This window comes from Variovorax multivorans (assembly GCF_051216835.1).
Lineage (GTDB): Bacteria > Pseudomonadota > Gammaproteobacteria > Burkholderiales > Burkholderiaceae_C > Variovorax.
In genome coordinates this window covers 51160-74802 of record NZ_JBPJZL010000019.1, presented here as the reverse complement: position 1 = coordinate 74802, position 23643 = coordinate 51160, and the positions used below count along the sequence as shown (strand labels likewise).

Here is a 23643-nt window from a genome sequence, read left to right as displayed (position 1 = left end):
ATTCGAATCTATCAGGCACCGTGGTGCCGGGGGAATGGGGAAACGGGTCCGCAGCGGCTACGCGCTGCGCTTGAACGCAAACAGGAATGCGCCCATCGCCATCAGCACGCCGCCGAAGACGCGGTTCTGCGCACGCCGGGCGCGCACGCTGCGAAGCACGCCCTGCAGCCGCGCGGCCAGCCAGGCGTAACCGTGCATCACGGTCACGTCGACCACCACCGTCGTGGCCAGCAGCACCAGCAGTTGCAGCCACAACGGTCGCGTCGGCTGGATGAACTGCGGCAGCACGGCCGCCATGAAGACGATGCCCTTGGGGTTGGTCACGTTGGTCAGGAAGCCGCGCAGCACGCGCTGCGGCGCCGTGAGGTCGGGCTCGGAAGCCGCCTCCTGCGCGTTGCCGTCGATCTTCGCAACAGGCGCGCGCCACTGGCGCCAGCCCAGCCACAGAAGGTAGCAAGCGCCGACCACCTTGATGACCGTAAACGCGGTGGCCGAGGCGGTGAGCACCGCGCCCACGCCGAGCCCGGCCACCAGCAGGATCACGGCGAGCCCCAGCTGGAGCCCGACGATGGTCGCCGTGGTGCGCCGCACGCCGTAGCTGAGCCCATGGCTCATGCTGAGCACCGCGCCCGAACCGGGCGACACGGCGATGACGCAACTCGCCACCAGGAATGCGAGCCAGACTTGCAGATCCATGCTTCAACCCGCCCGCTTGGTACGGATGGCCTTCGAGGCACGCGAGTTCGGCTCGCGGCCCAGCGCCTCGCTGATGTACACGCCCGCGTCGATCAGCCTGTCGAGGTCGATGCCGGTCTCGATGCCCATGCCGTGCAGCATGTAGACCACGTCTTCGGTCGCCACGTTGCCGGTCGCGCCTTTGGCGTACGGGCAGCCGCCCAGGCCGGCCGAGGACGACTGGAAGTTCCACACGCCCATCTCGAGCGCCGCCAGCGTGTTGACCAGCGCCTGCCCGTAGGTGTCGTGAAAGTGGCCTGAAATGGCGTCGACGTCGAAGTGCGCCAGCGTGGCCTCCATCGCCGCTTGCACCTTGCGCGGCGTGCCCACGCCGATGGTGTCGGCCACGTCCACGCGCTGCACGCCAATGCCCTTCATCAGTTGCGCGAGGTATGCGACCTTGGCCGGCGCAATCTCGCCTTCATAGGGGCAACCGACCGTGCACGACATCGCGCCGCGCACGTAGATGCCCTTTTCGCGCGCCGCGGCCACCACGGGTGCGAAGCGCTCGATGCTCTCGGCAATGGAGCAGTTGATGTTCTTCTGGCTGAAGGCCTCGCTCGCGGCGCCGAACACCACGATCTCATCGGGCCACTCTTCGCGCGGCGCGGCGATGGCGGCCTCGAAGCCCTTCATGTTGGGCGTGAGCACCGAATAGCGCACGCCGGGCTTGCGCTTGATGCCGTGCATCACCTCGGCGTTGTCGGCCATCTGCGGCACCCACTTGGGGCTGACGAAGCTGGTGACCTCGATCTCCTTGAGCCCTGCGTCCTGCAGGCGGTGCACGAGGCCGATCTTGATTTCGGCGGAGACCGGCTGCTTTTCGTTCTGCAGGCCGTCGCGCGGGCCGACGTCGACGATCTCGACTTTGGTGGGGAGTTTCATGGGATGTCTCTTGTGTCTCGGGAGGATGAGAAACCGCCGTCGATTGTCCGACACATGGAAATGCCCTGCTCGGTACACAAGTCGCGGAAGGTAGCAATGCGCGCCTGTGGGGTTGCAAATGATGCCAGTCGGGCGCTAGACGGTTTCGCGCTGCTCAAAGTCGTCGGGGCCGTCCGTGGTCGCGGCATCGGTCGCCTCGACCGCATCCACGCGCGCGCCGTCCGGCCCCTGGTGCGCCCAGCGGATCAACTCTTCCACCGCGACAGCCCCGCCGGCTGCAAGCGCCTCCACGCTGCCGTCACGCCGGTTGCGCACCCAGCCACGCACGCCGAGCCGCTTCGCGGCCTGCACCATCGACCAGCGGTAGCCCACTCCCTGCACGCGGCCACGAATGACGAGATGGCGGGCGACGGTGGCGTCGTTGTTCATGGCGTGGTGGTGCGGATCAGTAAGACTTGGGCAGCCCTAGCGCCTTCTCGGCGATGAAGTTCAGGATCATCTGCGGGCTCACGGGTGCAATGCGCGGAATGTAGCTCTCGCGCAGCAGGCGCTCAACGTGATATTCCTTCGCATAGCCCATGCCGCCCAGCGTGAGCACGGCGTTCTGGCAGGCGTCGTGCGCCGCTTCTGCCGCAAGGTACTTGGCGGCGTTGGCTTCGATGCCGCAGGGCTCGCCCGCGTCGTACAGCGTGGCGGCCTTGAGCATCATCAGATCTGCCGCTTCCAGGTTGGCCCACGCACGCGCCAGCGGATGCGCCACGCCCTGGTTCTGACCGATGGGCCGGCCGAACACGACACGCTCCTGCGCGTACTGCGAGGCGATGCGCAGCGCAGCGCGGCCGATGCCGATGGCTTCCGCCGCGATCAATATGCGCTCGGGGTTGAGGCCGTGCAGGATGTATTCGAAGCCCCGCCCTTCCTCGCCGATGCGGTCGGCCTCGGGCACTTCGAGCCCGTCGATGAAGAGCATGTTCGAGTCCACCGCCGCGCGGCCCAGCTTGTGGATCTCGCGCACCTCGACCTTGCTGCGGTCCAGCGGCGTGTAGAACAGCGTGAGGCCCTGCGTGGGCTTCTTCACCTGGTCGAGCGGCGTGGTGCGCGTGAGGATCAGCATGCGGTCGGCCACCTGCGCGGTCGATATCCAGATCTTGCGGCCGTGCAGCAGGTAGCTGCCGTTCGGCTGGCGCACCGCCTGCGTCTTGAGGCTGGTGGTGTCGAGCCCCGCATCGGGTTCGGTCACGGCGAAGCAGGCTTTCTCTTTGCCAGCGATCAGCGGCGGCAGGAAGCGCTGGCGCTGTTCCTCGCTGCCGAACACCACCACCGGGTTGAGCCCGAAGATGTTCATGTGCACCGACGACGCGCCCGACATGCCCGCGCCCGATGCGCTGATGGCGCGCATCATCAGCGCCGCTTCCGTAATGCCGAGCCCCGCGCCGCCCTGCGCCTCAGGCATGGCGATGCCGAGCCAGCCGCTGTCGGCCACGGCGCGGTGGAACTCGTGCGGGAACACGGCACGGTCGTCGTGGTCGCGCCAGTAGTCGGCGGAGAAGTCTTCGCAAAGGCGTTCGATGGCCGCGACCAGCGAGCGCTGGTCTTCGTTCAGGGAGAAATTCATTCTTCGCTGTCTTTCTTCAATGGGCCCGGTTGCAGCGTGACGCCGCTTTCGAGCATGCGTTCGATGGCTTCATCGCCGTAGCCCGCTTCGCGCAGCAGCTCCACGCTCTGCTCGCCGATGCGCGGCGTGGGGCGGCGGATGGCGGTGGGCGTGGCGCTGTAGCAGCCGACCGGCGCGAGGGTGCGGATGCGGCCCTCCGTGGGATGGTCGAACTCGGGATAGAAACCGACGGCGCGCAGGTGCGGGTCATCGAGCAGGCTGTCGGTGCTGTGCAGGCGCGCGACGGGAATGTCGGCGGCGCTCAGTGCGGCAAACCATTCGTCGCTGCCGCGCGTGGCCATCACCTCGGCCACGAAGGCATAGACCGCGCCGATGTTCGCGGCGCGCGCCGTGTGCGTGCCGAATATCGGCGAGCTGCGCAGCTCGGGCCGGCCGATCACGTCGAAGAAGGCCTGCCAGTGCTTGTCGTTGTAGATGAGCACGCTGAGGTAGCCGTCGGCCGTGGCGTAGGGCTTGCGATGCGGTGCGAGCAGGCGCGCATAGCCAGTGGGGCCGAGCGGCGGCTCGAAGCTGTGGCCACCGAGGTGGTCGCCCATGACGAATTGCGACAGGGCTTCGAACATGGGCACTTCGACGGCCTGGCCCTTGCCGGTGCGCTGCGCATGCAGCACTGCGGCGAGCAATGCGATGGCGGCCTGCAAGCCGACGGCGCGGTCGGCCAGCGTGACGGGTGCGTAGCGCGGCGCGCCGCCGCTTTGCTGCGCGAACAGCGAGGCGACACCCGCTGCGCCCTGAATCAGGTCGTCGTAGGCGGGCTTTCCGGCATAGGGCCCCTGCTCGCCGTAGCCAAAGGCGCCGAGGTACACGATCTTCGGGTTCACCGCAGCCACGGCTTCGTAGCCCAGCCCGAGCCGTGCCATCGCCTGCGGCCGCGTGTTGTAGATCAGCGCATCGCACCCCGCGGCCAGCTTCAAGCAAGCCTCGCGCCCCTCGGGCTGCTTGAGGTCGAGCACGATGGAGCGCTTGTTGCGGTTGAGGTGCATCGCCATCGCGCCCATGCCCGGGTGGCGCATCGGGCCGACGGCGCGCAGGTTGTCGCCGCCGGGCGGCTCGACCTTGATGATGTCGGCGCCGAGGTCGCCAAGCGTCTGCGTCGCATACGGGCCCATCACCACGGCCGTGAGGTCGAGGATGCGGATGCCTTCCAGAGGTCCGGTCGCACTCATTCGGGCTGAATCCCCGCAGCCTGGATCAGCTTCTTCCACTTCGCAAGCTCCGACACGGTGAACGCGCCCAGTTCTTCCGGCGTGCTGCCGAAGGCATCGAAGCCCAGCTTCGCCACGCGCTCGCGGAAGGCCGCGCCGTTCGCCATCTCGGACAGCGCCTTGTTGAGCTTCAGCACGATGTCGCGCGGCGTGCCGGCCGGCGCGAACACGCCGTTCCACGAGGTGATGTCGAAGCCTTTCAGCTCCGGCGTGTCGGCCAGCGGCGGCAGTTCGGGAAAGAGCTTGGTGCGCTCCTGCGTGGTGACGGCAATCGCGCGCATCTTGCCGGCCTTCACCGTGGCAAGGCCCGCGGCGAGGTCGACCACCATCATCGACACCTGACCGCCGATCAGGTCGGCAATGGCCGGTGGCGTGCTCTTGTACGGCACGTGCAGCATCGGCACGCCGCTCATTCGCGACAGCGTGGCGCCGCTCACGATGCCGGTGCTGTTGCCGCTCGCATAGGTCAGCTTGCCGGGGTGCGTGCGGCCCCAGGCCAGCAGCTCGGCCACGCTTTTGACGGGCAGGTCGTTGTTGACCACCAGCATGAACGGCAGGTTGCCCACGCGGCTGACGGGCGCGAAGTCTTTCACCGGGTCGTAGGGCAGCGACTTCATCAGGCTCGGGTTGGCCGAGTGCGTGGTGTTGGTCGTCATGAACAGCGTGTAGCCGTCGGGCGGTGCCTTGGCGACAAACTCGGCCGCGATCACGCCGTTGGCGCCGGCCTTGTTGTCGACGATGACCGAAGCCTTGAGCGCCTCGCCGAGCATCTGCCCGGTGATGCGCGCCACCGCATCGGTGCCGCTGCCGGCCGCAAAGGGCACGACGAGCCTGATCGGCTGCTTCGGGTAGCCGTCCTGCGCGAAGGCCCATGGCGCGGTGCCGGCAAGCCCCGCGGCCGCGCCGATGGAAATGAAACGGCGGCGGTTCGCCACCGCGACCGTTTGACCTGTCGCGTTCTTCGTCGTCTGCATGTGGTTTGTCTCCGGTTGTTGTGTCGGTTCAGGGCCGGATCACGCGCTCCGGCGATTCCTCGTACGGCGGGCTGTAGATCACCAGCACGCGCACCGGCTCGTCGCTCACCACCGTGAAGGTGTGCATCGCGTCGGCCGGGAAAAAGCAGCTGTCGCCGGGATGCAGCTCCTGCCGCTGGCCGCCCACCTCGGCGACCGCGCGGCCTTCGAGCATGTAGCAGACCTGCTCGATGCCCGGGTGCGCATGCGGCAGCGCGCCCTTGCCCTTCTGGATGTGGCCGACCAGCACTTCGAGCTGCTTCGCGCCCACGGTCTCGGGGCCGATCAGGCGCTTGTTCAGCGTGCCGGTGTGGTTGGCGGGGTGGTAGCCGGCGATCTCGTCCTCACGGACGAAGTAGCGTGGGGCAGCGGTCGTTGCAGTCATCGGGGGCTTTCTGTCTTGGGTTCGATGGCGAGGCAGGCCGAGCGCAGCATTGCGGCAATTTCCTCGATGCGCGCCTCCATGCGATAGCGCGGACCTGCAACCGAGATGGCATAGGCCTCGCCGCCGATGCGCAACGGCCATGCGAGGCCGATCAGGTCGGGAATGCTTTCGCCGACGTTGCCGTACCAGCCGCGCGCGGCGGAGCGCTGCAGCTCGGCCTCGATGGCGTCGGCGGTGGTGAGCGTGGCCTCGGTTAGCGGCGCGAGCGTCATGCCGCCCAGCAGCTTGCGGCGCGCTTCGGCGTCGAGCGTTGACAGCAGCGCGCGGCCCAGCGAATTGGCGTAGGCCGGGCGCGTTTCGCCCGACTCGGCCGTGTAGCGAATGCTCTGCGGCGCGCTCAGCACCTCCAGGTAGACCACCAGGCCCGCATCGCGGAACTTGGCAAAGACCACCGTCTCGCGCGCCGCGTCGCGCAGTTCCTCGAGCGTGGCCTTCACCCGGTCGAGCACCGGGTCGTGGGCGGCGATGACCTGCGCCATCGCAAGCAGCCGGCCCGTCGGGTAGTAGCCCTGGCGGCGGCCGGTTTCGTACATGTAGCCCTGCTCTTCGAGCGTGCGGATCAGGCCCAGGCAGCTCGACACCGGCATGTCGAGCAGGCGCGCCATTTCTGACAGCGCCAGCGGCTGTTTCTCGCGAGCGAAGAGCTCGACGATCTCGATCACCCGAAACGCAGTTTTCACAGTCATGAAATTATTTTCATACTTGTGAAAAACTTGCGCTTCGGGGTTTCCCCTGCCCGCACCCCCCGCCCGCACCCTATTTCGGCGGGCCCGACGTGGCTTGTGCCGTCAGTAGCCGCGCGCCGGATCGACCACGCCGGCAACCGGCAGGCCCTGCTCCATCGCGCGGATCTTTCCGGCGATCTGGGTGATGGACTCCTCGCGCAGCGTGCGCGCCGAGCCGTGCGGCGTCACGGTGATCTTCGGGTGGCGCCAGAAGGCATGGTCGGCCGGCAGCGGCTCGACCTGGAACACGTCGAGCGTCGCGCCCGCGAGCTGGCCCGCGTCGAGCATCGGGATGAGGTCGTCTTCGACCAGATGGCCGCCGCGCGCGATGCTGATGAGATAGCCCTCGGGCCGCAGCTTGCCCAGCGTGTCGCGGTTGAGAATGCCGCGCGTCGCCTCGGTCAGCGGCAGCAGGTTGACCAGCACGCGCGTGGACGACAGGAACTCGTCGAACTGCGCCTCGCCGCTGAACACGCGCACGCCGTCGATCTCCTTTGGCGAACGGCTCCAGCCCAGCACCGGAAACTCGAACTGCGCCACGGCCTTGGCCACGCGCTCGCCGAGCACGCCCAGGCCCATGATGCCGACCGGAAAGTCGCGCCGAAGCTTCGGCTTGCGGTAGCTCCACTTGCCTTCGCGCGCATCGGCCTCGTAGGCGTCGAACTCGCGGAAGTGGCGAATGAGCGTGTGGCAGACGTACTCGGCCATCTGCACCGACATGCCCGCGTCGTCGAGCCGCACGATGCGCGTGTGCGCCGGCACCTTGAGCTTGAGCAGCGCGTCGACGCCCGCGCCGATGTTGAAGATGCCGCGCAGCTTGGGCTGCTCGTCGAGAAATTCCTGCGGCGGCGCCCAGACCACGGCATGGTCGGCTTGCGGCGCGCCGGGCTTCCAGGCTTCGATGACGGCGTCGGGGAGTTCGGCCTTCAGGCCTTCGATCCAGGGGTCTGGGCGGTTGTCGGTGAGGTAGACGGTGATTCGCATGGGGACGCATCTTAGGTCGCGCCCGCGTCGCCCTCGGCTTGTGCGGGCACTGGCCATCTCCTATCCTCGAACGCTCACCTCAGGAGACCCCTACATGATCAAATTCAGCGTGATGTATCCCCACGCCCCCGGCGCACGGTTCGATCACGACTATTACCGCGAAAAGCACATGCCCCTGATCAAGGCCCGCATGGGCGACGCATGCCTCTCGTACACCATCGACAAGGGCCTTACCGGCGGCGCACCGGACTCCGCGCCCACCTACGTCGCCATGTGCCACGTGTTCGCCGAATCGGTCGAGGCCTTCCAGAATGCCTTCGGACCGCATGCGAAGGAGATCAGGGGCGACGTGAAGAACTACACCGACATCGCGCCGGTGATACAGATCAGCGAAGTGGTGGTGGGCTGACGGGCCGCCCTCGCCCTCAGCGCAGCGGCCGCTCCAGCGCCACCCAGCTCTGGACGGACGGCCGCTGCCACTGCCGGTCCGCGTACGACGCCAGCCGCTGCGGCACGGCGTCTCCGTTCATGACCAGGCGATTCAGCATCAGCGCCAGGTCGACGTCGGCGATGGACCACTCGCCGAACAGGTTCTCCGCGTCATCAGCAAGCAGCGCCTGCGCCACCTGGAAGAGCGTCTTCGCCGACTGGTGCGCCACCGCCGACAGCGGTGCGCTCGCCGGGCCGTAGAAGATCACCTCGGTCGAGCGCTCCTGCCGAATCGGCATCAGGTCGCTGCGAAGCCATGCCTGCACCTGGCGCACGCGGGCTCGGGCACGCGGCTCGGCCGGGTACAGCGCCGTTCCCTGCGCGAAGGTCTCGTCGATGTACTCGGTGATCGCGGACGACTCCGACAGAGAGAAGTCGCCGTGCACCAGCGTCGGCACGCGCTGTGTCAGCGACAGTTGCGAGAAGCCGGCCGCCCGGTGCTCCAGCGCCCCGAGGTCGACGGGGGACAAGTCGAAGTCCAGCTGCTTTTCATGCAGCGCCACGAACACCGACATGGCATAGGGGCTGGTGAACTGGGCATCCACGTAGAGACGTAGCGGATCCGGCATCGAGAAAGGCTCCTGCGTAAGAAAAAGGGCCTCAAACCGACCCTCCCGCGATCTTACTTACTTGGCTTCCCTGGCTGTGGCGCGGCGACGACGCCACAGCACGCGCACCAGCCATCCCACTGGCAGCACCACCAGCACCAGCCACGGCAATACCGCCGCGATGAAGGTGATCAGCGAGCCCACGCTTTCCGCCAGCACCGTGCCTGCATTGCGAAGCGCCTGCCGCATCGGGCTGTAGCCCTCGCCACTGCTCACCAGCGCGCGCTTGGGCGTGAACTGGATCTGGATGTGCTGCTTGCTGGTCTGCTGCGCCAGCACCTTGCGCTGCGTGGCGATGGCGTCGAGCTCGGCCTGCGTGTCCGACAGCGTGCGCTGGATGGCCAGCAGATCGGCCATGGTGCGCTTGGTGACGGTGTCTCGCAGCATCGTGCGCAGGCTGTCGCGGAACTCGGTGCGGTTCTTGATGCGGGCCTCGACGTCGATCACCTCGGCGGTCTTGTCCTCGCTGGTGGTGGTGTGCGAGACCACGTTCGCCACGCCGGCCAGGCCGCCGAGCAGCCTGTCGACGTCGGCGGGTTCCACGCGCATTTCGAGCATGGCGTTGCCGGGCTGCTGCGGTGTCTCGCGCAGCAGGGAGGAAGACAACAGCTCACACTTCAGCGAGCCGCACAGGTCGCGCACCTTGCCCCAGGCGTCGGCCAGTTGCTCGGCCGGCACTTCGACGTTCAAGTCCTGCCGCACGGCCAGGAAGCGCTGCAGCGGCGTGTTGTCCTGCGACTGGTCGGTGGCCGACGGTGCGGAGGCCGGTTCCGCAGAACGCATCCGCGCCTCCTTCCTCATGGCCATGCCACCGGCATAGCCAGCTGCAGCCTGCATGGGCGCGGGCGGCGGCGAGGCCGGCTCGGCGAGCGTGGCAGTCTCGTCGTTCCTGCGGTCGCAACCGGACAGCGACAGCGCGGCCGCCAGGGCCAGCAGGACGATGCCCGCGCGGTGGCGGGCAAAGAGGAAACGGGGCGAACCGGAAGGCGTGCGATAGGTCATGGAGAGTTCCCTTGAGTGATGACTACCGCAGCTGATACGGGCAGGCGCCCGGAACGGGGTTAAGTTTTTTCAGGCGGCCGCGGCACCCATTCGCAGCAACTCGTCGCCTTCGGCCACCTGCTCGCCCGGCGCGAACATCAGTTCTTCCACCGTGCCATCGGCCGGTGCTGCGATGGTGTGCTCCATCTTCATGGCCTCCATCACCGCCAGCGGCTGGCCGCGGCTGACCTTGTCGCCGGCCTTGACCGCGAAGGAAACGACCTTGCCCGGCATCGGCGCAGTGAGCCGGCCGCCTTCGGCCTGCGTGTCGCCAGCGTGGGCGAGGCGATCGATGGCGGTGATCTTCGTGGCGCCCTTCGACGCGAAGATGTGGGCCGTGGCGCCGTCGAGATGCACGTCGAGCGTCTGGCGATTGCCCGCGAACTCGACCTCGAATTCACCCGTCGGGAACTGGCCGATCACCAGCGGGCCTTCGACACCGCCAGCCTCGAGCCACAGGCCGCCGTCGCGCTTGTAGGTCAGCAGGGCGATCTGTTCTGCACCGCGAAACTCGAAGTCGAAGCGGCGCAGGTACTCGCCGTGCGAACGCCAACCATCACGGCGGGCGAAGGGGTCAGGCATCTTCGCGGGCCATTCGGTGATCAACGTGCGCGTGATCGCGGCGGCCGCGGCCAGCGGCAGGCCCAGCGCTTCGCGGTCGAACAGCACGGCGCGTTCGCGCTCGATCAACGCGGTGTCGAGGTTAGCCTTCGAGAACGACTCCGTCGCCAGAATGCCGCGCAGAAACTGCACGTTGGTCGACACGCCCACGATCTGCACCTGCGCCAGCGCCGCATCGAGCCGGGCCAGCGCTTCTTCGCGCGTGGTGCCGTGCACGATCAGCTTGGCGATCATCGAGTCGTAGAAGGCCGAGATCTCGCCGCTCTCGCGCACGCCATCGTCGATGCGCACGCGGCTGCGCTGGAAGGCCGTCGCCTGCGGCTTGCGGTACACGCGCAGCGTGCCGGTGGCGGGCAGGAAGTTGTTGTCGGGGTTCTCGGCGCAGATGCGTGCCTCGATGGCATGGCCGTGAATCTGCAGCTCCGACTGCTTCGCGGGCAGCGTCTCGCCCGAAGCCACGCGCAGTTGCCACTCGACAAGATCGAGGCCGGTGATCGCTTCGGTCACAGGGTGTTCGACCTGCAGCCGCGTGTTCATCTCCATGAAGAAGAAGTTCATCTCACCGCCTTCGCGCTGCTCGACGATGAACTCCACCGTGCCCGCACCCATGTAGTTCACGGCGCGTGCCGCAGCCACGGCGGCATCGCCCATCTGCTTGCGCATCGCCTCGGTCATGCCGGGCGCGGGCGCCTCTTCCAGCACCTTCTGATGGCGCCGCTGCACCGAGCAGTCGCGCTCGAACAGGTAGACGTAATTGCCGTGCGCGTCGCCGAACACCTGGATCTCGATGTGACGCGGGCGCTGCACGTACTTCTCGATCAGCACCGCGTCGTCGCCGAAGCTGTTGATGGCCTCGCGCTGGCAAGAGGCGAGTGCGGCGGCAAAGTCTTCCGCCTTGTCGACCGCGCGCATGCCCTTGCCGCCACCACCGGCGCTGGCCTTGATGAGCACCGGGTAGCCGATGCGGTCGGCCTCGCGCTGCAGCAGCTGCGGGTTCTGGTCGTGGCCGTGGTAGCCAGGTACCAGCGGCACGCCGGCCTTTTCCATCAGCTGCTTCGACTCGGCCTTCAGGCCCATCGCCTTGATGGCCGAGGGCGGCGGGCCGATGAAGACCAGCCCCGCGTCGGCGCAGGCCTGCGCGAATTCTTCGTTCTCGCTGAGGAAGCCGTAGCCCGGATGCACAGCCTCAGCGCCCGTGGCCTTGGCGGCTTCGAGGATCTTTTCCCAGCGCAGGTAGCTGTCCTTCGGGGCACTGCCGCCGAGATGCACCGACTCGTCGCAGGCACGCACGTGGTTGGCGTGCGCGTCGGCATCGGAGTACACGGCGACCGTGCGAATGGCCATGCGACGCGCAGTAGCCGCGACACGGCATGCGATCTCGCCACGGTTGGCAATGAGGATCTTCTTAAACATTCGGAGTGTCTCCCGGAGGATTCTTTTTCAGTTGGAACGCGGGCACCACGCCCGGATCGGGTCGGCCGCTGAAGATGCGGGCCACGCGGGCAAACAGCGCCCTGAGGAAACGCCAGCTCTTGCGGATGAGCCACACGCTCAGCACAAGCACCAGCACGAACAGCACGAGAAAGACGAAGGGGTGCGCCACCGCGAGCCACAGGCCCGCCGGCACCATCGTGTCTTCGACCAGCGAAGCGCCCACGTTCGAAAACGGCTCGGGCGATGTGTTGATGGCCGCGCGCGTCGTGGCCTTGGCCGCATGCGCCGTGGCTGCGAAACTGCCGCCCACCAGCGCCGCGACGACGGCCATCACGCCATGGTCGGCGCCGAACACGCTGGCCGCGAGCGCCGCGCCAGCCGGAATGCGGATGGCGGTGTGTACAACGTCCCACAGCGAATCGAGGCCGGGGATCTTGTCCGCGAAGAATTCGATGAACACCATGAAGCCGCTGGCCGCGATCACGACCGGATGCGCCAGCAACTGCAGCCCGCTCGGCAGCGGCACCCAGCCGAAGTAGCCCACCACGCCGGTCAGCAGCACGACCAGGTAAAGCCGCACGCCGCTGGCCCAGCCGATGGCGGCGGCCAGTGCGATCAGCTGGGGCATGTCGAGGCTGGTGTTCATGGTGGCTCTCGCTCAGTCGAATTCGATGGTGCCGGCTTCCATGGAAGCGACGAAGTCCGCGAGCCATGCATGGACGGACGCATGTTCGACGGGGCGGTCTTCGTCCGCCTTCCAGAAGGCGATCAGTTGGCCAGGCTCGCCGCCGCCTTCGGCGTCGATGTCCACGCACAAGTGGCTGCCGCCGCCGTTCGACAGAAACGGCACCCAGCCGCGCCGCCACGTGGCCGGGTCTTCGAAGTCGGAGCCGATCATGTCGTCGAGCATCTCCTTGGTGTCGGTGATGTCCTCGAGCGCGCTGAACATGCGGTTGTCCTGCAGGCTGTCGAAGCTGCTGTTCGGCTGGCCGTTGCGCCAGCGGTAAAGCGCGCGAAAGGCCTCCGGCAGCTTCAGCGAGAACTTCGCCTCGAAGGCGTCGAGGTCAGCGTCGCTCACGCCGGGCTGCAGCACCGCGTGGTAGTCCGCGCGATGCGCGGCCAGCCACGCGTCCATGCTTTCGATGAGTGCGTCGTGCGCCATGGTGCTCAGGCCTTGTTCGTTTCCAGCCACGAGGGCTTGCGCTTCTGCAGGAAGGCCTGCACGCCCTCGCGGCCTTCGTCGCTCGCACGGATGTCGGCGATGCCCTCGACGGTCTTCGCGATCAGCGCGTCGTCGATCTCGCGGTCGGCAACATCGGCAATCAGCTGCTTGCAGGCACGCACGGCCGCAGGGCTTGCGCCGGTCAATGCCTTCACGAGCTCGTCGACCTTGGCATCGAGCGCATCGGCTGCAACCACTTCATGCACGAAACCGATGCGATGCGCCTCGGCAGCGGTGAAACGCTCGGCCGTGAGGAAATAGCGCTGCGAAGCGCGCGTGCCCATCGCGCGCAGCACGTACGGGCTGATGGTCGCGGGCACGAGGCCGATCTTCACTTCGCTCAGGCAGTACCACGCGGTGTCCACGCTCACGGCCATGTCGCACGCGGCCACCAGCCCCATGCCGCCCGCATACACATCGCCCTGCACGCGCGCGATGGTGGGCTTGGGGCACTCGGCAATGGTGCGCAGCATCGCAGCCAGCTTGCCCGCGTCGGCGACGTTCTCGCTGCGCGTGTAGTCGGCCATGCGGCGCATCCAGTTGAGATTCGCGCCCGCGCAGAAGGCCGGTCCGTTGGCGCCGAGCACGATGGCCTTGACCTGCGGCGCGGCGCCGGCTTCGGTGAAGGCTTGTGTCAGCTCGGCGATGACGATGTCGTCGAAGGCGTTGCGTGCGTCGGGCTGGTCGAGCCAGATGCGGGCGATGGTGCCTTCGAGGGTCAGTTTCAGCTTGGTGTATGCACTCATGTTGCTTGTCTTTTCGTTCATTGCAAGTGCCGGGGCAGGCCGACCTTCGCGAGGAACTGATCCACCATCGGCACCCAGATGGCGGCGTTGTCGCGGCCTTCGAAGAAGGCATGGCCGTCACTGCCGTAGGGCGGAACGCCCTCGAAACGCACGTCGACGCCCTTGGCTTTGTAGGCCTCCAGCAGCCGCTTCGCCAATGCGGGGCCGAAGAAGTGGTCGTTCTCCGAATAGACCCACAACATCGGCACCTTGGTGGTCGACGCGTAGCGGCCGAAGGCATCGACCAGCTTCGCTTCGTTGCATACGTCGTCCGGCCCGCGCGAGCCGCGCCCGCCTGCAAAGTTGATGGTGCCGACCACGCCCTCGGGGTTCAGGCTCGACAACGCCAGCACACCGAAGCCACCGGCCGATTTGCCGAGCAGCACCATGTGCTGCGCGTCGGCATATGGCAGCGTGCGCGCGTAGTCGAGCGCGGCGCTGATGTCCTTCGCGGTTTCGAGGCCGGCCTGCACGTAGTCGGGGTTGGCGCAGCTGAAGTAGTTCTCGGCCCACGGCCCGTCGGACTTGCCGTAGCCGCGCCGCAGCGGATTGATGACCAGGAAGCCGTGCTTCGCGAACATCTCGGCCTGTCGCACATAGCGGTCCTGCGTCTTGGGAAAGTCGGTGGGCGAGCGCGGCGTGCCGTGGTTGATCACCAGCACCGGGAACGGTCCGTCGCCCTCTGGCCTGTATTCGGTGGCGGCCAGCTTGATGTGCGACTCGCCGAAGAAGCCTTTGACCGCCATCGGTATCTCGATGTCGCGGCGCGCCACGCTTTGCGCGTGCGCGCCCAACGCTGAGCAAAGCAAGGCGGCGATGAGTGTGAGCCGGCGCAGCGTCATGGGAGCGTCTCCGTCCTTCGTCCTACATGCGGAAGATGCCGAACTTCGACTCTGGAATCGGCGCATTACGTGCCACAGCCAAACCCAGCGCCAGCACGCGCCGCGTATCCGCCGGATCGATGATGCCGTCGTCCCAGATCCGCGCGGTGGCGTAGTAAGGGTGCCCCTGGTCTTCGTACTGCTGGCGGATCGGCGCCTTGAAGGCTTCTTCTTCTTCCTTGCTCCAGCTGCCGCCCTTCAGTTCGATGCCGTCGCGCTTCACGGTGGCCAGCACGCTCGCGGCCTGCTCGCCGCCCATGACGCTGATGCGCGCGTTGGGCCACATCCAGAGGAAGCGCGGGCTGTACGCGCGGCCGCACATGCCGTAGTTGCCGGCGCCGAAGCTGCCGCCGATGATGATGGTGAACTTGGGCACGTTGGCGGTGGCCACGGCCGTCACCATCTTGGCGCCGTGGCGCGCGATGCCTTCGTTCTCGTACTTGCGGCCCACCATGAAGCCGGTGATGTTCTGCAGGAACACCAGCGGAATCTTGCGCTGGCAGCACAGCTCGATGAAGTGCGCGCCCTTCTGCGCCGACTCGCTGAACAGGATGCCGTTGTTGGCAACGATGCCCACCGGCATGCCCTCGATCTCGGCAAAGCCGCAGACCAGCGTGGCGCCGAAGCGTGCCTTGAACTCGTGGAACTCGCTGCCATCGACGACGCGCGCAATGATCTCCCGAACGTCGAAGGGCTTGCGCGTGTCGGTGGGAATCACGCCGTAGAGCTCTTCGCGCGGAAACGCTGGCGCGCGCACCTCGGCCTTGGCCGGGGCATCGGCCGCCTTCGCATTGAGGTTGGCCACCGCCGAGCGCGCGAGCGCCAGCGCATGCAGGTCGTTCTGCGCGAGGTGGTCGACCACGCCCGACAGGCGCGTGTGCACGTCGCCGCCGCCCAGGTCTTCAGCCGTCACCACTTCGCCCGTGGCCGCCTTCACCAGCGGCGGGCCGCCCAGGAAGATGGTGCCCTGGTTCTTCACGATGATCGATTCGTCGCTCATCGCCGGCACGTACGCGCCGCCGGCCGTGCACGAGCCCATGACCACCGCGATCTGCGGAATGCCCTGGGCGCTCATGTTGGCCTGGTTGTAGAAGATGCGGCCGAAGTGCTCGCGGTCGGGGAACACTTCGTCCTGGTTCGGCAGGTTGGCGCCGCCCGAGTCGACGAGGTAGATGCAGGGCAGGCGGTTCTGCTCGGCAATCTCCTGCGCGCGCAGGTGCTTCTTCACCGTCATCGGATAGTAGGTGCCGCCCTTCACCGTCGCGTCGTTGCACACGATCATGCAGTCGACGCCATTCACTCGGCCGATGCCCGCGATGATGCCGGCGCCCGGCGCCGACTCGGCCCCCTTGGCGTCGAGGTACATCGCATGCGCGGCCAGCGGCGCGATTTCAAGAAAGGGCGTGCCCGGGTCGAGCAGCTCGGCCACGCGATCGCGCGGCAGCAGCTTGCCGCGTGCCGTGTGCTTGGCGCGCGCGGCCTCGCCGCCGCCCTGCTCCACTTTCGCGAACTGCGTGCGCAGGTCGTCGACCAGCGCGCGCATGGCTGCGGCGTTGGCCTGGAAATCCGCCGAGCGGGCGTTGAGTTTGGTTTCGAGTTGGCTCATGCTGTCTTTTCTTGGCTAAGGCCGAGTTGCTCGGTCATGGCATCGCGGATCTTGAATTTCTGGATCTTGCCGGTCACCGTCATCGGGAACTCGCTGACGAAGCGGATGTACTTGGGCACCTTGTAGTGCGCGATCTGGCCCTTGCAGAACTCGCGCACTTCTTCTTCGGTGGCGCTCTGGCCGGGCTTGACGATGATCCAGGCGCACAGCTCTTCGCCGTATTTCTTGTCGGGCAGGCCGACGACCTGCACGTCCTGCACCTTCGGGTGGCGGTACAGGAATTCTTCGATCTCGCGCGGGTAGATGTTCTCGCCACCGCGGATCACCATGTCCTTGATGCGGCCGACGATGTTGACGTAGCCCTCGCCGTCCATGGTCGCGAGGTCGCCGGTGTGCATCCAGTGCTCGGCGTCGATGGCCTCGCGGGTCTTGGCCTCGTCGTCCCAGTAGCCGTGCATGACGGAGTAGCCGCGCGTGCACAGCTCGCCCGACTGGCCGGGCGGCATGACGGTGCCGGTCTCGGGGTCGACGATCTTCACTTCGAGGTGCGGCTGCACCGTGCCCACGGTCGACACACGGCGGTCCAGCGGCGTGTCGGTGCTGCTCTGGCAGCTCACGGGGCTGGTCTCGGTCATGCCGTAGGCGATGGTGATCTCGCTCAGGTGCATTTCGCTGACCACTCGCTTCATCACCTCGATGGGGCATGGCGAGCCGGCCATGATGCCGGTGCGCAGCGTCGACAGGTCGAACTCCTTGAAGCGCGGATGGTCGAGCTCGGCGATGAACATCGTGGGCACGCCGTGCAGGCCGGTGCACTTCTCGGCCTGCACCGTCTCAAGCACGGTGAGCGGGTCGAAGCCGTCGTTCGGGTACACGATGGCCGAGCCGTGCGTAAGACAGGCCAGGTTGCCCAGCACCATGCCGAAGCAGTGGTACAGCGGCACCGGAATGCACAGCCTGTCGGCGGGCGAGAGCTTCATGCACTCGCCGATGAAGAAGCCGTTGTTCAGGATGTTGCGGTGCGTAAGCGTCGCGCCCTTGGGAAAGCCAGTGGTACCGCTGGTGAACTGGATGTTGATCGGGTCGGTGGCCTTCAGCGTCTTCTGGACCTGTGCGATGCGAGGGTCGCCGGCATCGCCGCTCGCGAGCAGTTGCGAGAAGCGCTGCAAGCCGGGCTGCTCGTCACCTTGCCCGGGTTTGTCGATCCAGAAGGTGTGTGCCAGCTGCGGCAGCTTCTTCGAACCCAGCTCGCGCAGCATGCCGAGGTAGTCGCTGGTCTTGAACTGCGCCATCGTCACCAGCGCCTTGCAGCCGACCTTGTTGAGCGCGTATTCGAGCTCGGAGGTGCGGTAGGCCGGGTTGATGTTGACTAGGACGAGGCCGATCTTGGCGGTGGCGATCTGCATCAGCACCCACGCCACGTTGTTGTGCGACCAGATGCCCACGCGGTCGCCGGGCGCAAGGCCGAGGTTCAGCAGTGCGCTGGCGAGTTTGTTCGATTCGGCCTGCAGCTCGCGGTAGGTGTAGCGCTGGCCTTCGTGGCGGCTGACGAGCGCCTCGCGGTCGGGCTGCATCGCGACCATGTCGTCGAAGAAGTCGCCGATGGGTTGTTCGATGAGGGGGACGTCGGTGGCGCCCTTGCCGTAGCTCTCGGTCAACGAAGCAGTCATGCTCATTTCCTTCCTTGTCTCCGTTCGTCTTGCTCCTTCCCCCTTTGGGGGAAGGCCGGGATGGGGGCAGGCGGCGGCTGTTCGGCGCAGTGCTTCATCGAACGCCGCTTGCCCCCACCCCTGCCCTCCCCCAGAGGGGGAGGGAGAAAAGCAGCCTAGGCCGTTTCGGCAAACAGCTCGCGGCCGATCAGCATGCGGCGGATTTCGCTCGTGCCCGCGCCGATCTCATACAGCTTCGCATCGCGCCACAGCCGCTCCACCGGAAAGTCCTTCGTGTAGCCCACGCCGCCCAGCGCCTGGATCGCCTCGCCGGCCATCCAAGTCGCCTTCTCTGCGGAGTACAGGATGGCGCCGGCCGCATCCTTGCGGAAGGTGCGCGCATGGTCGTTGCGGTCGCAGGCCTTGCCCACCGCGTATACATAGGCACGCGTGGCCTGCCAGGTCGAATACATGTCGGCCAGCTTGCCCTGCATCAGCTGGAACTCGCCGATGCTCTGGCCGAACTGCTTGCGCTCGTGGATGAAGGGCAGCACCGCGTCCATGCACGCCGCCATGATGCCCAGCGGGCCACCCGACAGCACTGCGCGTTCGTAGTCGAGACCGCTCATCAGCACCTTCGCGCCCTGGCCTTCGCCGCCGAGCACGTTTTCTTCGGACACTTCGCAGTTGTCGAAGAACAGCGGAAAGGTGTTGGAGCCGCGCATGCCGAGCTTGTCGAGCTTGGTGCCGGCGGAGAAGCCCTTGAAGTTCTTCTCGACGATGAAGGCCGTCATGCCGCGCGCGCCCATCTCGGGCTCGGTCTTGGCGTAGATGACCAGCGTGTCGGCGTCACCGCCGTTGGTGATCCACATCTTGCCGCCGTTGAGCACGTAGTAGCCGTTCTTCTTCTCGGCCTTGAGCTTCATGCTCACCACGTCGGAGCCGGCGTTGGGCTCGCTCATGGCCAGCGCGCCGACGTGCTCGCCGCTCACCAGCTTGGGCAGGTATTTCTTCTTCTGCGCGTCGCTGCCGTTGCGGTGGATCTGGTTCACGCACAGGTTGGAGTGCGCGCCGTAAGACAGGCCCACCGAGGCCGAGGCGCGCGAGACTTCTTCCATGGCCACGATGTGCGCCAGGTAGCCCAGCTCGGTGCCGCCGAATTCCTCTTTCACCGTCATGCCGTGCAGGCCGAGCTCGCCGAGCTTCTGCCAGAGGTCGTGCGGGAACAGGTTGTCGCGGTCGATGTCGGCAGCGCGGGGCGCGATTTCGTTGGCGGCGAAGTCCTGGATCGCGCTGCGCAGCGAGTCGATGGTGTCGCCCAGGTCGAAGTTCAGGCCGGGATCGTGCATGGGGTTTGTCTCCTCTGAAGGGGTCTGCGCGCAATGCCACCCGCGCTGGGTGGCGCTTGCGAAAGATCGCAGCTTACGCCTCGTCGTGCCGCAATTGGCGCCACAATGGTTGCAAATCACGCCACGACCGATCCGTCGAACCATGTCGCCCCCGTCGTTCCTCAAACCCGCCCGTGCCGTCACGCCGATGGCCTTCGTGAGAGCCATCGTGCAGGGCTACGAGCGCTACGGCATGGACCCGACCGAGGCCCTGAAGGCGGCACAGATCACGCCGCGCGAACTGGCCCGGTCGGGCGCGCGGGTAACGGCCGCGCAGTTCGAGGTGCTGTCGGGCCACGCCATGCAGGAGCTCGACGACGAAACGCTCGGCTGGTTCTCGCGGCGCCTGCCCTGGGGCACCTACGGCCTGCTGTGCCGCGCATCTCTGACCTCGCCCGACCTGGGCGTGGCCCTCAAGCGCTGGTGCCGCCACCATCGGCTGCTGACCGAGGACATCGGCCTGTCGCTCGACGTGGCCGGCGGCGTGGCCACGCTGCGCATCGCCGAGAACGTCCCGCTCGACGACGCCTTCCGCGAGTTCTGCCTGGTGACCACCCTGCGCTTCGTGCATGGCTACATGTGCTGGGCCATCGACTCGCGCATTTCGCTGCGGCACGCGAGCTTTCCGTTTGCCGCGCCGCCGCACAGCGACGCCTACCCGCTGATGTTCACGCCCGACGTGCGCTTCGACGCGCCGCAGGCGGGCATCAGTTTCGACGAGCGCTATCTCGCCCTGCCCTTGCAGCGAGACGAACGCGCGCTGCGCACTATGCTCAGGCGCGCACTGCCGCTCACAATCCTTCAGTACCGGCGCGACCGCCTGCTGGGCCAGCGCGTGCGCGAGCTGCTGCGCTCACGTGCCAGCGAGGCCACCACGGCCGAGGCGCTGGCCGGGTTGCTCAATGTGTCGAGCCGCACACTGCACCGGCAGTTGCACGAGGAAGGCACCTCGCTGCAGGCGCTGAAGAACGAGGTGCGCCACGAAATGGCCATCGACCAACTGCGCCGCACCACGCGGCCGATCAAACAGGTGGCGCTGGCGGTGGGGTTTCGCAACGAGAAGAGCTTTTCACGTGCGTTCCTGCAGTGGACGGGGCATGCGCCTCGCGACTTTCGGCAGCAGGGGCTGTAGCGGAGGGCGTTTGGGGCACGTTCGGGGTGCGTGCGGATGACACCGTCGGCGTGATCGCGCCCCGAGAATGACGCGTCAACTGGGCTGCGCGATCAACGCAAGCGCATCGGCAATGGATTGGCTGTCTTCAGGCCGCACCAGCTTCGCAACCTGCTTGCCATCGCGCATGAACACCAGCGTAGGCCACAGGCGCACGTTGAACGAACGACCCAGCGGACGCCCGCTGCCGTCTTCGACCTTGATGCGGCGAATATCCGGGTACTTGGCAAAGGCCTCGGCGATGTTCGGCTGCGCGGCCTTGCAGATGCCGCACCAGTTGGTGCCGAACTCGACCACGGCGGGGCCGGTGAGCGCGTCGATCTCGCTGCGATCGGGCTGCTCGGTTTTGTATTCGGAAGTCATGGGAAGTGGTTCCTGCGGCTCGGGAGTTGCGCCCTGCATTCCACCAGAAACTCAGGCCGCCTGCAGCCCGTAGCCCGAAAGCAGCGCCGGCAGTTCGGACATGTCGCTGAACACCTTCACCGCGCCCACGCTCAGCAGAGGGCCGGGGCCGCTGTGGCCCGATTCGCCGGTGCTGTAGCCGAACACAGTGGCTCCTGCAGCCACGCCGGCCATTGCGCCGGTAACGGTGTCTTCGACGATGGCGCAGCGCTTCGGGTCGACACCGAGCGCTTCCGCCGCGGCGAGGTACACGTCGGGGTACGGCTTGGAGCGCGGCATCTCGTGTCCGCTGAAGATGCGGCCCTGGAAATAGTCGAGCATGCCGACCTTGGCAAGCTGCAGTTCGACCTTGTGGCGGTCTGCACCCGATGCGCAGGCAATGCGGCCCTTGAGCCTTGAATGGATTTCGCGGATGGCGGCGGGCGCGTGGGGAATGGCGACGAGGTCGCGCTCAAGTGCCTCATTGCGGCGGGCGCGGAAGGTCTTGAGCCAGTCGTCGGTGATCCTCACGCCGGTCTTCGTCTCGATGAGCGCAGCCTCGTCCTTCACCGCCTTGCCGGTGAAGGTGTTCATCGATTCCTCGGTCGTGATGTGCCAACCGAGCTCGCCGAGCATTTCGGCGAGCACGCGGTTGGTGATGGGTTCGGAATCGACGAGCACGCCGTCGCAATCGAAGAGAACGGCGGAAAAAGGAAAGGGGGTCATTGCGGTGCCGGAGTTCGGTGATTGACCCCATGGTAGCAACGCCCCCTTTTCGCAGGAGGAAGCTCAGGCTATCGAACGGATCGGGATGTACATTTCGCCGCCGCCCGCCATGAATTCCTTCGACTTCTCTTCCATGCCCTCGGCCATGGCGGCCGCCTCGGCCACGCCCTTCTTCGCTGCGTATTCGCGCACTTCCTGCGTGATCTTCATCGAGCAGAACTTGGGCCCGCACATCGAGCAGAAGTGCGCCACCTTGCTCGAATCCTTCGGCAGCGTCTCGTCATGGAATTCGCGCGCCGTGTCGGGGTCGAGGCCCAGGTTGAACTGGTCCTGCCAGCGGAACTCGAAGCGCGCCTTGCTCAGCGCGTCGTCGCGCGAGCGAGCCCCCGGATGCCCCTTTGCCACATCCGCCGCATGCGCGGCGATCTTGTAGGCAATGATCCCCTGCTTCACGTCGTCGCGGTCCGGCAGCCCCAAGTGTTCCTTCGGCGTCACGTAGCAGAGCATCGCCGTGCCGGCCCAGCCGATCATGGCCGCGCCGATAGCGCTGGCGATGTGGTCGTAGCCCGGTGCGATGTCGATGGTCAGCGGCCCGAGCGTGTAGAACGGCGCCTCGTGGCAGTGCTTGAGCTGCTCGTCCATGTTCGACTGGATCATGTGCATCGGCACGTGGCCGGGCCCTTCGATCATGGTCTGCACGTCGTGCTTCCATGCGATCTGCGTGAGTTCGCCCAGCGTGCGCAGCTCGGCAAACTGCGCCTCGTCGTTGGCATCGGCGCCCGAGCCGGGACGCAGGCCGTCGCCGAGCGAGAAGCTCACGTCGTAGGCCTTCATGATGTCGCAGATGTCTTCGAAGTGCGTGTAGAGAAAGCTCTCCTTGTGGTGCGCGATGCACCACTTGGCCATGATCGAGCCGCCGCGCGACACGATGCCCGTCATGCGGTCGGCCGTGAGGTGAATGAACGGCAGGCGCAGGCCGGCGTGGATGGTGAAGTAGTCGACGCCCTGCTCCGCCTGCTCGATCAGCGTGTCGCGGTAGATCTCCCAGGTCAGGTCTTCGGCAACGCCACCCACCTTCTCGAGCGCCTGGTAGATGGGCACCGTGCCGATGGGCACCGGCGAGTTGCGCACGATCCAGTCGCGCGTGGTGTGGATGTTTTTGCCGGTCGACAGGTCCATCACGTTGTCGGCGCCCCAGCGAATGGCCCACACCAGCTTCTCGACTTCTTCCTCGATGCTCGAGGTGACGGCCGAGTTGCCGATGTTGGCGTTGATCTTCACCTTGAAGTTGCGGCCGATGGCCATCGGCTCGACTTCGGGGTGGTTGATGTTCGCGGGAATGATCGCGCGGCCGCGGGCCACTTCGTCGCGCACGAACTCGGGCGTGATGATGCGCGGAATGGTCGCGCCCATCGGGTTGCCCATCACGCGCCTGGCGCGCTCTTCGTTGGCGAGGTACTCGGCCATCCACTCGCGCTTGCCGTTCTCGCGCAGGGCCACGTATTCCATCTCGGGCGTGACGATGCCGCGGCGCGCGTAGTGCATCTGCGTGACGTTGGCGCCCGACTTCGCGCGGCGCGGCGTGCGCTGCAGTGCCGATGCGCCGGCGCGCAGTTCGGCCAGGCGTTGCGCATCGCGGTCTTCGTTCTTGGCGCCGTCGTCCAGCGCGTGATGCGAGCGGCCTTCGTAACTTTCGGTGTCGTTGCGCTCCAGCACCCAGGCGCCGCGCACGTCGGGCAGGCCGCGGCGAACGTCGATCTCGACCTTCGGGTCGGTGTAAGGGCCGGAGGTGTCGTAGAGCGACACGGTCTCGCCGTTGGTCAGTGCAACGTCGCGCACGGGCACGAACAGGTCGGACCGGCTGCCCGGAATGACGCACTTGTGCGACGCGGGAAAGGGCTCGCGCGTGAGCGAAAGCAGCGTGGTGAACTTGTCGGGGGCATTCATCGGAGGCACTCCTTGTTGAGGAAAGGG

The 23643-nt window shown here is 66.7% G+C and carries 24 protein-coding genes; 2 read left to right on the top strand and 22 right to left on the bottom strand.

Annotated elements, in window-relative coordinates; genetic code table 11:
- Positions 1-57 precede the first annotated feature (57 nt).
- The 9 genes from rhtB to ACSFCA_RS32435 all read right to left on the bottom strand — a co-directional run bounded on the left by rhtB (position 58) and on the right by ACSFCA_RS32435 (position 7667).
- Positions 58-696: a homoserine/homoserine lactone efflux protein gene (gene rhtB / locus ACSFCA_RS32475; protein WP_435462360.1), complete on the bottom strand. Its 639-nt coding sequence runs from the start codon at positions 694-696 to the stop codon at positions 58-60.
- 3 nt (positions 697-699) lie between these two features.
- The gene (locus ACSFCA_RS32470) at positions 700-1620 is read right to left on the bottom strand and encodes a hydroxymethylglutaryl-CoA lyase (protein ID WP_435462361.1); all 921 of its coding nucleotides are present in this window, start codon (positions 1618-1620) and stop codon (positions 700-702) included.
- Positions 1621-1755: 135 nt separating this feature from the next.
- Positions 1756-2049 carry an acylphosphatase gene (locus tag ACSFCA_RS32465; protein ID WP_435462362.1) on the bottom strand — a complete coding sequence of 98 codons (294 nt, stop codon included), beginning with the start codon at positions 2047-2049 and terminating at the stop codon, positions 1756-1758.
- A 16-nt stretch (positions 2050-2065) separates the two neighbouring features.
- On the bottom strand, positions 2066-3235 hold the full coding sequence (locus ACSFCA_RS32460; protein ID WP_435462363.1) for an acyl-CoA dehydrogenase family protein: 1170 nt from the start codon (positions 3233-3235) through the stop codon (positions 2066-2068).
- Positions 3232-4461: a CaiB/BaiF CoA transferase family protein gene (locus tag ACSFCA_RS32455; protein ID WP_435462364.1), complete on the bottom strand. Its 1230-nt coding sequence runs from the start codon at positions 4459-4461 to the stop codon at positions 3232-3234. Before ACSFCA_RS32455 ends, ACSFCA_RS32460 begins: the two co-directional genes overlap by 4 nt.
- Entirely contained in the window at positions 4458-5474 is a 1017-nt protein-coding gene (locus ACSFCA_RS32450; protein WP_435462365.1) for a Bug family tripartite tricarboxylate transporter substrate binding protein, read from the bottom strand. Before ACSFCA_RS32450 ends, ACSFCA_RS32455 begins: the two co-directional genes overlap by 4 nt.
- 28 nt (positions 5475-5502) lie before the next feature.
- Complete coding sequence (locus ACSFCA_RS32445) at positions 5503-5898, bottom strand: cupin domain-containing protein (protein WP_307615952.1); 396 nt, start codon at positions 5896-5898, stop codon at positions 5503-5505.
- Positions 5895-6644: an IclR family transcriptional regulator gene (locus tag ACSFCA_RS32440; protein WP_435462366.1), complete on the bottom strand. Its 750-nt coding sequence runs from the start codon at positions 6642-6644 to the stop codon at positions 5895-5897. The genes ACSFCA_RS32445 and ACSFCA_RS32440 overlap by 4 nt, the downstream gene beginning before the upstream one ends.
- A 102-nt stretch (positions 6645-6746) precedes the next feature.
- Positions 6747-7667: a 2-hydroxyacid dehydrogenase gene (locus tag ACSFCA_RS32435; RefSeq protein ID WP_435462367.1), complete on the bottom strand. Its 921-nt coding sequence runs from the start codon at positions 7665-7667 to the stop codon at positions 6747-6749.
- Positions 7668-7761: 94 nt separating this feature from the next.
- On the opposite strand from ACSFCA_RS32435, the gene ACSFCA_RS32430 reads away from it, so the two are divergent.
- Positions 7762-8076, top strand: coding sequence for an EthD family reductase (locus ACSFCA_RS32430; protein ID WP_093056743.1), 315 nt, complete (start codon positions 7762-7764; stop codon positions 8074-8076).
- Positions 8077-8092: 16 nt separating this feature from the next.
- Here ACSFCA_RS32430 and yfcF read toward each other — a convergent pair whose 3' ends face one another.
- The 10 genes from yfcF to ACSFCA_RS32380 form a co-directional block, all read right to left on the bottom strand.
- Complete coding sequence (gene yfcF, locus ACSFCA_RS32425) at positions 8093-8725, bottom strand: glutathione transferase (protein WP_258352765.1); 633 nt, start codon at positions 8723-8725, stop codon at positions 8093-8095.
- Positions 8726-8782: 57 nt separating this feature from the next.
- Positions 8783-9766 (bottom strand): DUF4349 domain-containing protein, encoded by a 984-nt coding sequence (locus tag ACSFCA_RS32420; RefSeq protein WP_258352764.1) that lies wholly within the window; start codon positions 9764-9766, stop codon positions 8783-8785.
- 69 nt (positions 9767-9835) lie between these two features.
- The gene (locus tag ACSFCA_RS32415) at positions 9836-11839 is read right to left on the bottom strand and encodes an acetyl/propionyl/methylcrotonyl-CoA carboxylase subunit alpha (RefSeq protein ID WP_435462368.1); all 2004 of its coding nucleotides are present in this window, start codon (positions 11837-11839) and stop codon (positions 9836-9838) included.
- Positions 11832-12506, bottom strand: coding sequence for a DUF4126 domain-containing protein (locus tag ACSFCA_RS32410; RefSeq protein ID WP_258352762.1), 675 nt, complete (start codon positions 12504-12506; stop codon positions 11832-11834). Before ACSFCA_RS32410 ends, ACSFCA_RS32415 begins: the two co-directional genes overlap by 8 nt.
- A 12-nt stretch (positions 12507-12518) precedes the next feature.
- A complete protein-coding gene (locus ACSFCA_RS32405) occupies positions 12519-13022 on the bottom strand; it encodes an SMI1/KNR4 family protein (protein ID WP_435462369.1) in 504 nt (167 codons plus the stop codon).
- A gap of 5 nt (positions 13023-13027) precedes the next feature.
- On the bottom strand, positions 13028-13828 hold the full coding sequence (locus ACSFCA_RS32400; RefSeq protein ID WP_435462370.1) for an enoyl-CoA hydratase/isomerase family protein: 801 nt from the start codon (positions 13826-13828) through the stop codon (positions 13028-13030).
- A 17-nt stretch (positions 13829-13845) separates the two neighbouring features.
- Positions 13846-14709, bottom strand: coding sequence for an alpha/beta hydrolase family protein (locus ACSFCA_RS32395; RefSeq protein WP_435462371.1), 864 nt, complete (start codon positions 14707-14709; stop codon positions 13846-13848).
- A 22-nt stretch (positions 14710-14731) separates the two neighbouring features.
- A complete protein-coding gene (locus ACSFCA_RS32390) occupies positions 14732-16354 on the bottom strand; it encodes a carboxyl transferase domain-containing protein (protein WP_435462372.1) in 1623 nt (540 codons plus the stop codon).
- Positions 16351-18030 carry an AMP-binding protein gene (locus ACSFCA_RS32385; RefSeq protein ID WP_435462373.1) on the bottom strand — a complete coding sequence of 560 codons (1680 nt, stop codon included), beginning with the start codon at positions 18028-18030 and terminating at the stop codon, positions 16351-16353. Before ACSFCA_RS32385 ends, ACSFCA_RS32390 begins: the two co-directional genes overlap by 4 nt.
- A 149-nt stretch (positions 18031-18179) precedes the next feature.
- Positions 18180-19352: an isovaleryl-CoA dehydrogenase gene (locus tag ACSFCA_RS32380; RefSeq protein ID WP_435462374.1), complete on the bottom strand. Its 1173-nt coding sequence runs from the start codon at positions 19350-19352 to the stop codon at positions 18180-18182.
- A gap of 142 nt (positions 19353-19494) precedes the next feature.
- On the opposite strand from ACSFCA_RS32380, the gene ACSFCA_RS32375 reads away from it, so the two are divergent.
- Complete coding sequence (locus ACSFCA_RS32375) at positions 19495-20523, top strand: AraC family transcriptional regulator (protein WP_435462375.1); 1029 nt, start codon at positions 19495-19497, stop codon at positions 20521-20523.
- A gap of 75 nt (positions 20524-20598) precedes the next feature.
- Here the strand turns inward: ACSFCA_RS32375 and ACSFCA_RS32370 are convergent, their stop codons facing one another.
- From ACSFCA_RS32370 to thiC, 3 genes are all read right to left on the bottom strand, one after another.
- On the bottom strand, positions 20599-20925 hold the full coding sequence (locus ACSFCA_RS32370) for a thioredoxin family protein (RefSeq protein ID WP_093056754.1): 327 nt from the start codon (positions 20923-20925) through the stop codon (positions 20599-20601).
- 51 nt (positions 20926-20976) lie between these two features.
- Complete coding sequence (locus ACSFCA_RS32365) at positions 20977-21669, bottom strand: HAD family hydrolase (protein WP_435462376.1); 693 nt, start codon at positions 21667-21669, stop codon at positions 20977-20979.
- A 63-nt stretch (positions 21670-21732) separates the two neighbouring features.
- Positions 21733-23616: a phosphomethylpyrimidine synthase ThiC gene (gene thiC, locus ACSFCA_RS32360; RefSeq protein ID WP_435462377.1), complete on the bottom strand. Its 1884-nt coding sequence runs from the start codon at positions 23614-23616 to the stop codon at positions 21733-21735.
- Positions 23617-23643 lie beyond the last annotated feature (27 nt).

Coding starts and splice junctions, on each gene's coding strand:
- ACSFCA_RS32405 (WP_435462369.1), bottom strand. CDS start 13,022: ATGGCGCACGACGCACTCATCGAAAGCATGGACGCGTGGCTGGCCGCG.
- ACSFCA_RS32365 (WP_435462376.1), bottom strand. CDS start 21,669: ATGACCCCCTTTCCTTTTTCCGCCGTTCTCTTCGATTGCGACGGCGTG.
- ACSFCA_RS32410 (WP_258352762.1), bottom strand. CDS start 12,506: ATGAACACCAGCCTCGACATGCCCCAGCTGATCGCACTGGCCGCCGCC.
- ACSFCA_RS32465 (WP_435462362.1), bottom strand. CDS start 2,049: ATGAACAACGACGCCACCGTCGCCCGCCATCTCGTCATTCGTGGCCGC.
- ACSFCA_RS32455 (WP_435462364.1), bottom strand. CDS start 4,461: ATGAGTGCGACCGGACCTCTGGAAGGCATCCGCATCCTCGACCTCACG.
- ACSFCA_RS32385 (WP_435462373.1), bottom strand. CDS start 18,030: ATGAGCATGACTGCTTCGTTGACCGAGAGCTACGGCAAGGGCGCCACC.
- ACSFCA_RS32370 (WP_093056754.1), bottom strand. CDS start 20,925: ATGACTTCCGAATACAAAACCGAGCAGCCCGATCGCAGCGAGATCGAC.
- ACSFCA_RS32430 (WP_093056743.1), top strand. CDS start 7,762: ATGATCAAATTCAGCGTGATGTATCCCCACGCCCCCGGCGCACGGTTC.
- ACSFCA_RS32400 (WP_435462370.1), bottom strand. CDS start 13,828: ATGAGTGCATACACCAAGCTGAAACTGACCCTCGAAGGCACCATCGCC.
- ACSFCA_RS32435 (WP_435462367.1), bottom strand. CDS start 7,667: ATGCGAATCACCGTCTACCTCACCGACAACCGCCCAGACCCCTGGATC.
- ACSFCA_RS32445 (WP_307615952.1), bottom strand. CDS start 5,898: ATGACTGCAACGACCGCTGCCCCACGCTACTTCGTCCGTGAGGACGAG.
- yfcF (WP_258352765.1), bottom strand. CDS start 8,725: ATGCCGGATCCGCTACGTCTCTACGTGGATGCCCAGTTCACCAGCCCC.
- ACSFCA_RS32440 (WP_435462366.1), bottom strand. CDS start 6,644: ATGACTGTGAAAACTGCGTTTCGGGTGATCGAGATCGTCGAGCTCTTC.
- rhtB (WP_435462360.1), bottom strand. CDS start 696: ATGGATCTGCAAGTCTGGCTCGCATTCCTGGTGGCGAGTTGCGTCATC.
- ACSFCA_RS32390 (WP_435462372.1), bottom strand. CDS start 16,354: ATGAGCCAACTCGAAACCAAACTCAACGCCCGCTCGGCGGATTTCCAG.
- ACSFCA_RS32460 (WP_435462363.1), bottom strand. CDS start 3,235: ATGAATTTCTCCCTGAACGAAGACCAGCGCTCGCTGGTCGCGGCCATC.
- ACSFCA_RS32375 (WP_435462375.1), top strand. CDS start 19,495: ATGTCGCCCCCGTCGTTCCTCAAACCCGCCCGTGCCGTCACGCCGATG.
- ACSFCA_RS32380 (WP_435462374.1), bottom strand. CDS start 19,352: ATGCACGATCCCGGCCTGAACTTCGACCTGGGCGACACCATCGACTCG.
- ACSFCA_RS32395 (WP_435462371.1), bottom strand. CDS start 14,709: ATGACGCTGCGCCGGCTCACACTCATCGCCGCCTTGCTTTGCTCAGCG.
- thiC (WP_435462377.1), bottom strand. CDS start 23,616: ATGAATGCCCCCGACAAGTTCACCACGCTGCTTTCGCTCACGCGCGAG.
- ACSFCA_RS32415 (WP_435462368.1), bottom strand. CDS start 11,839: ATGTTTAAGAAGATCCTCATTGCCAACCGTGGCGAGATCGCATGCCGT.
- ACSFCA_RS32470 (WP_435462361.1), bottom strand. CDS start 1,620: ATGAAACTCCCCACCAAAGTCGAGATCGTCGACGTCGGCCCGCGCGAC.
- ACSFCA_RS32450 (WP_435462365.1), bottom strand. CDS start 5,474: ATGCAGACGACGAAGAACGCGACAGGTCAAACGGTCGCGGTGGCGAAC.
- ACSFCA_RS32420 (WP_258352764.1), bottom strand. CDS start 9,766: ATGACCTATCGCACGCCTTCCGGTTCGCCCCGTTTCCTCTTTGCCCGC.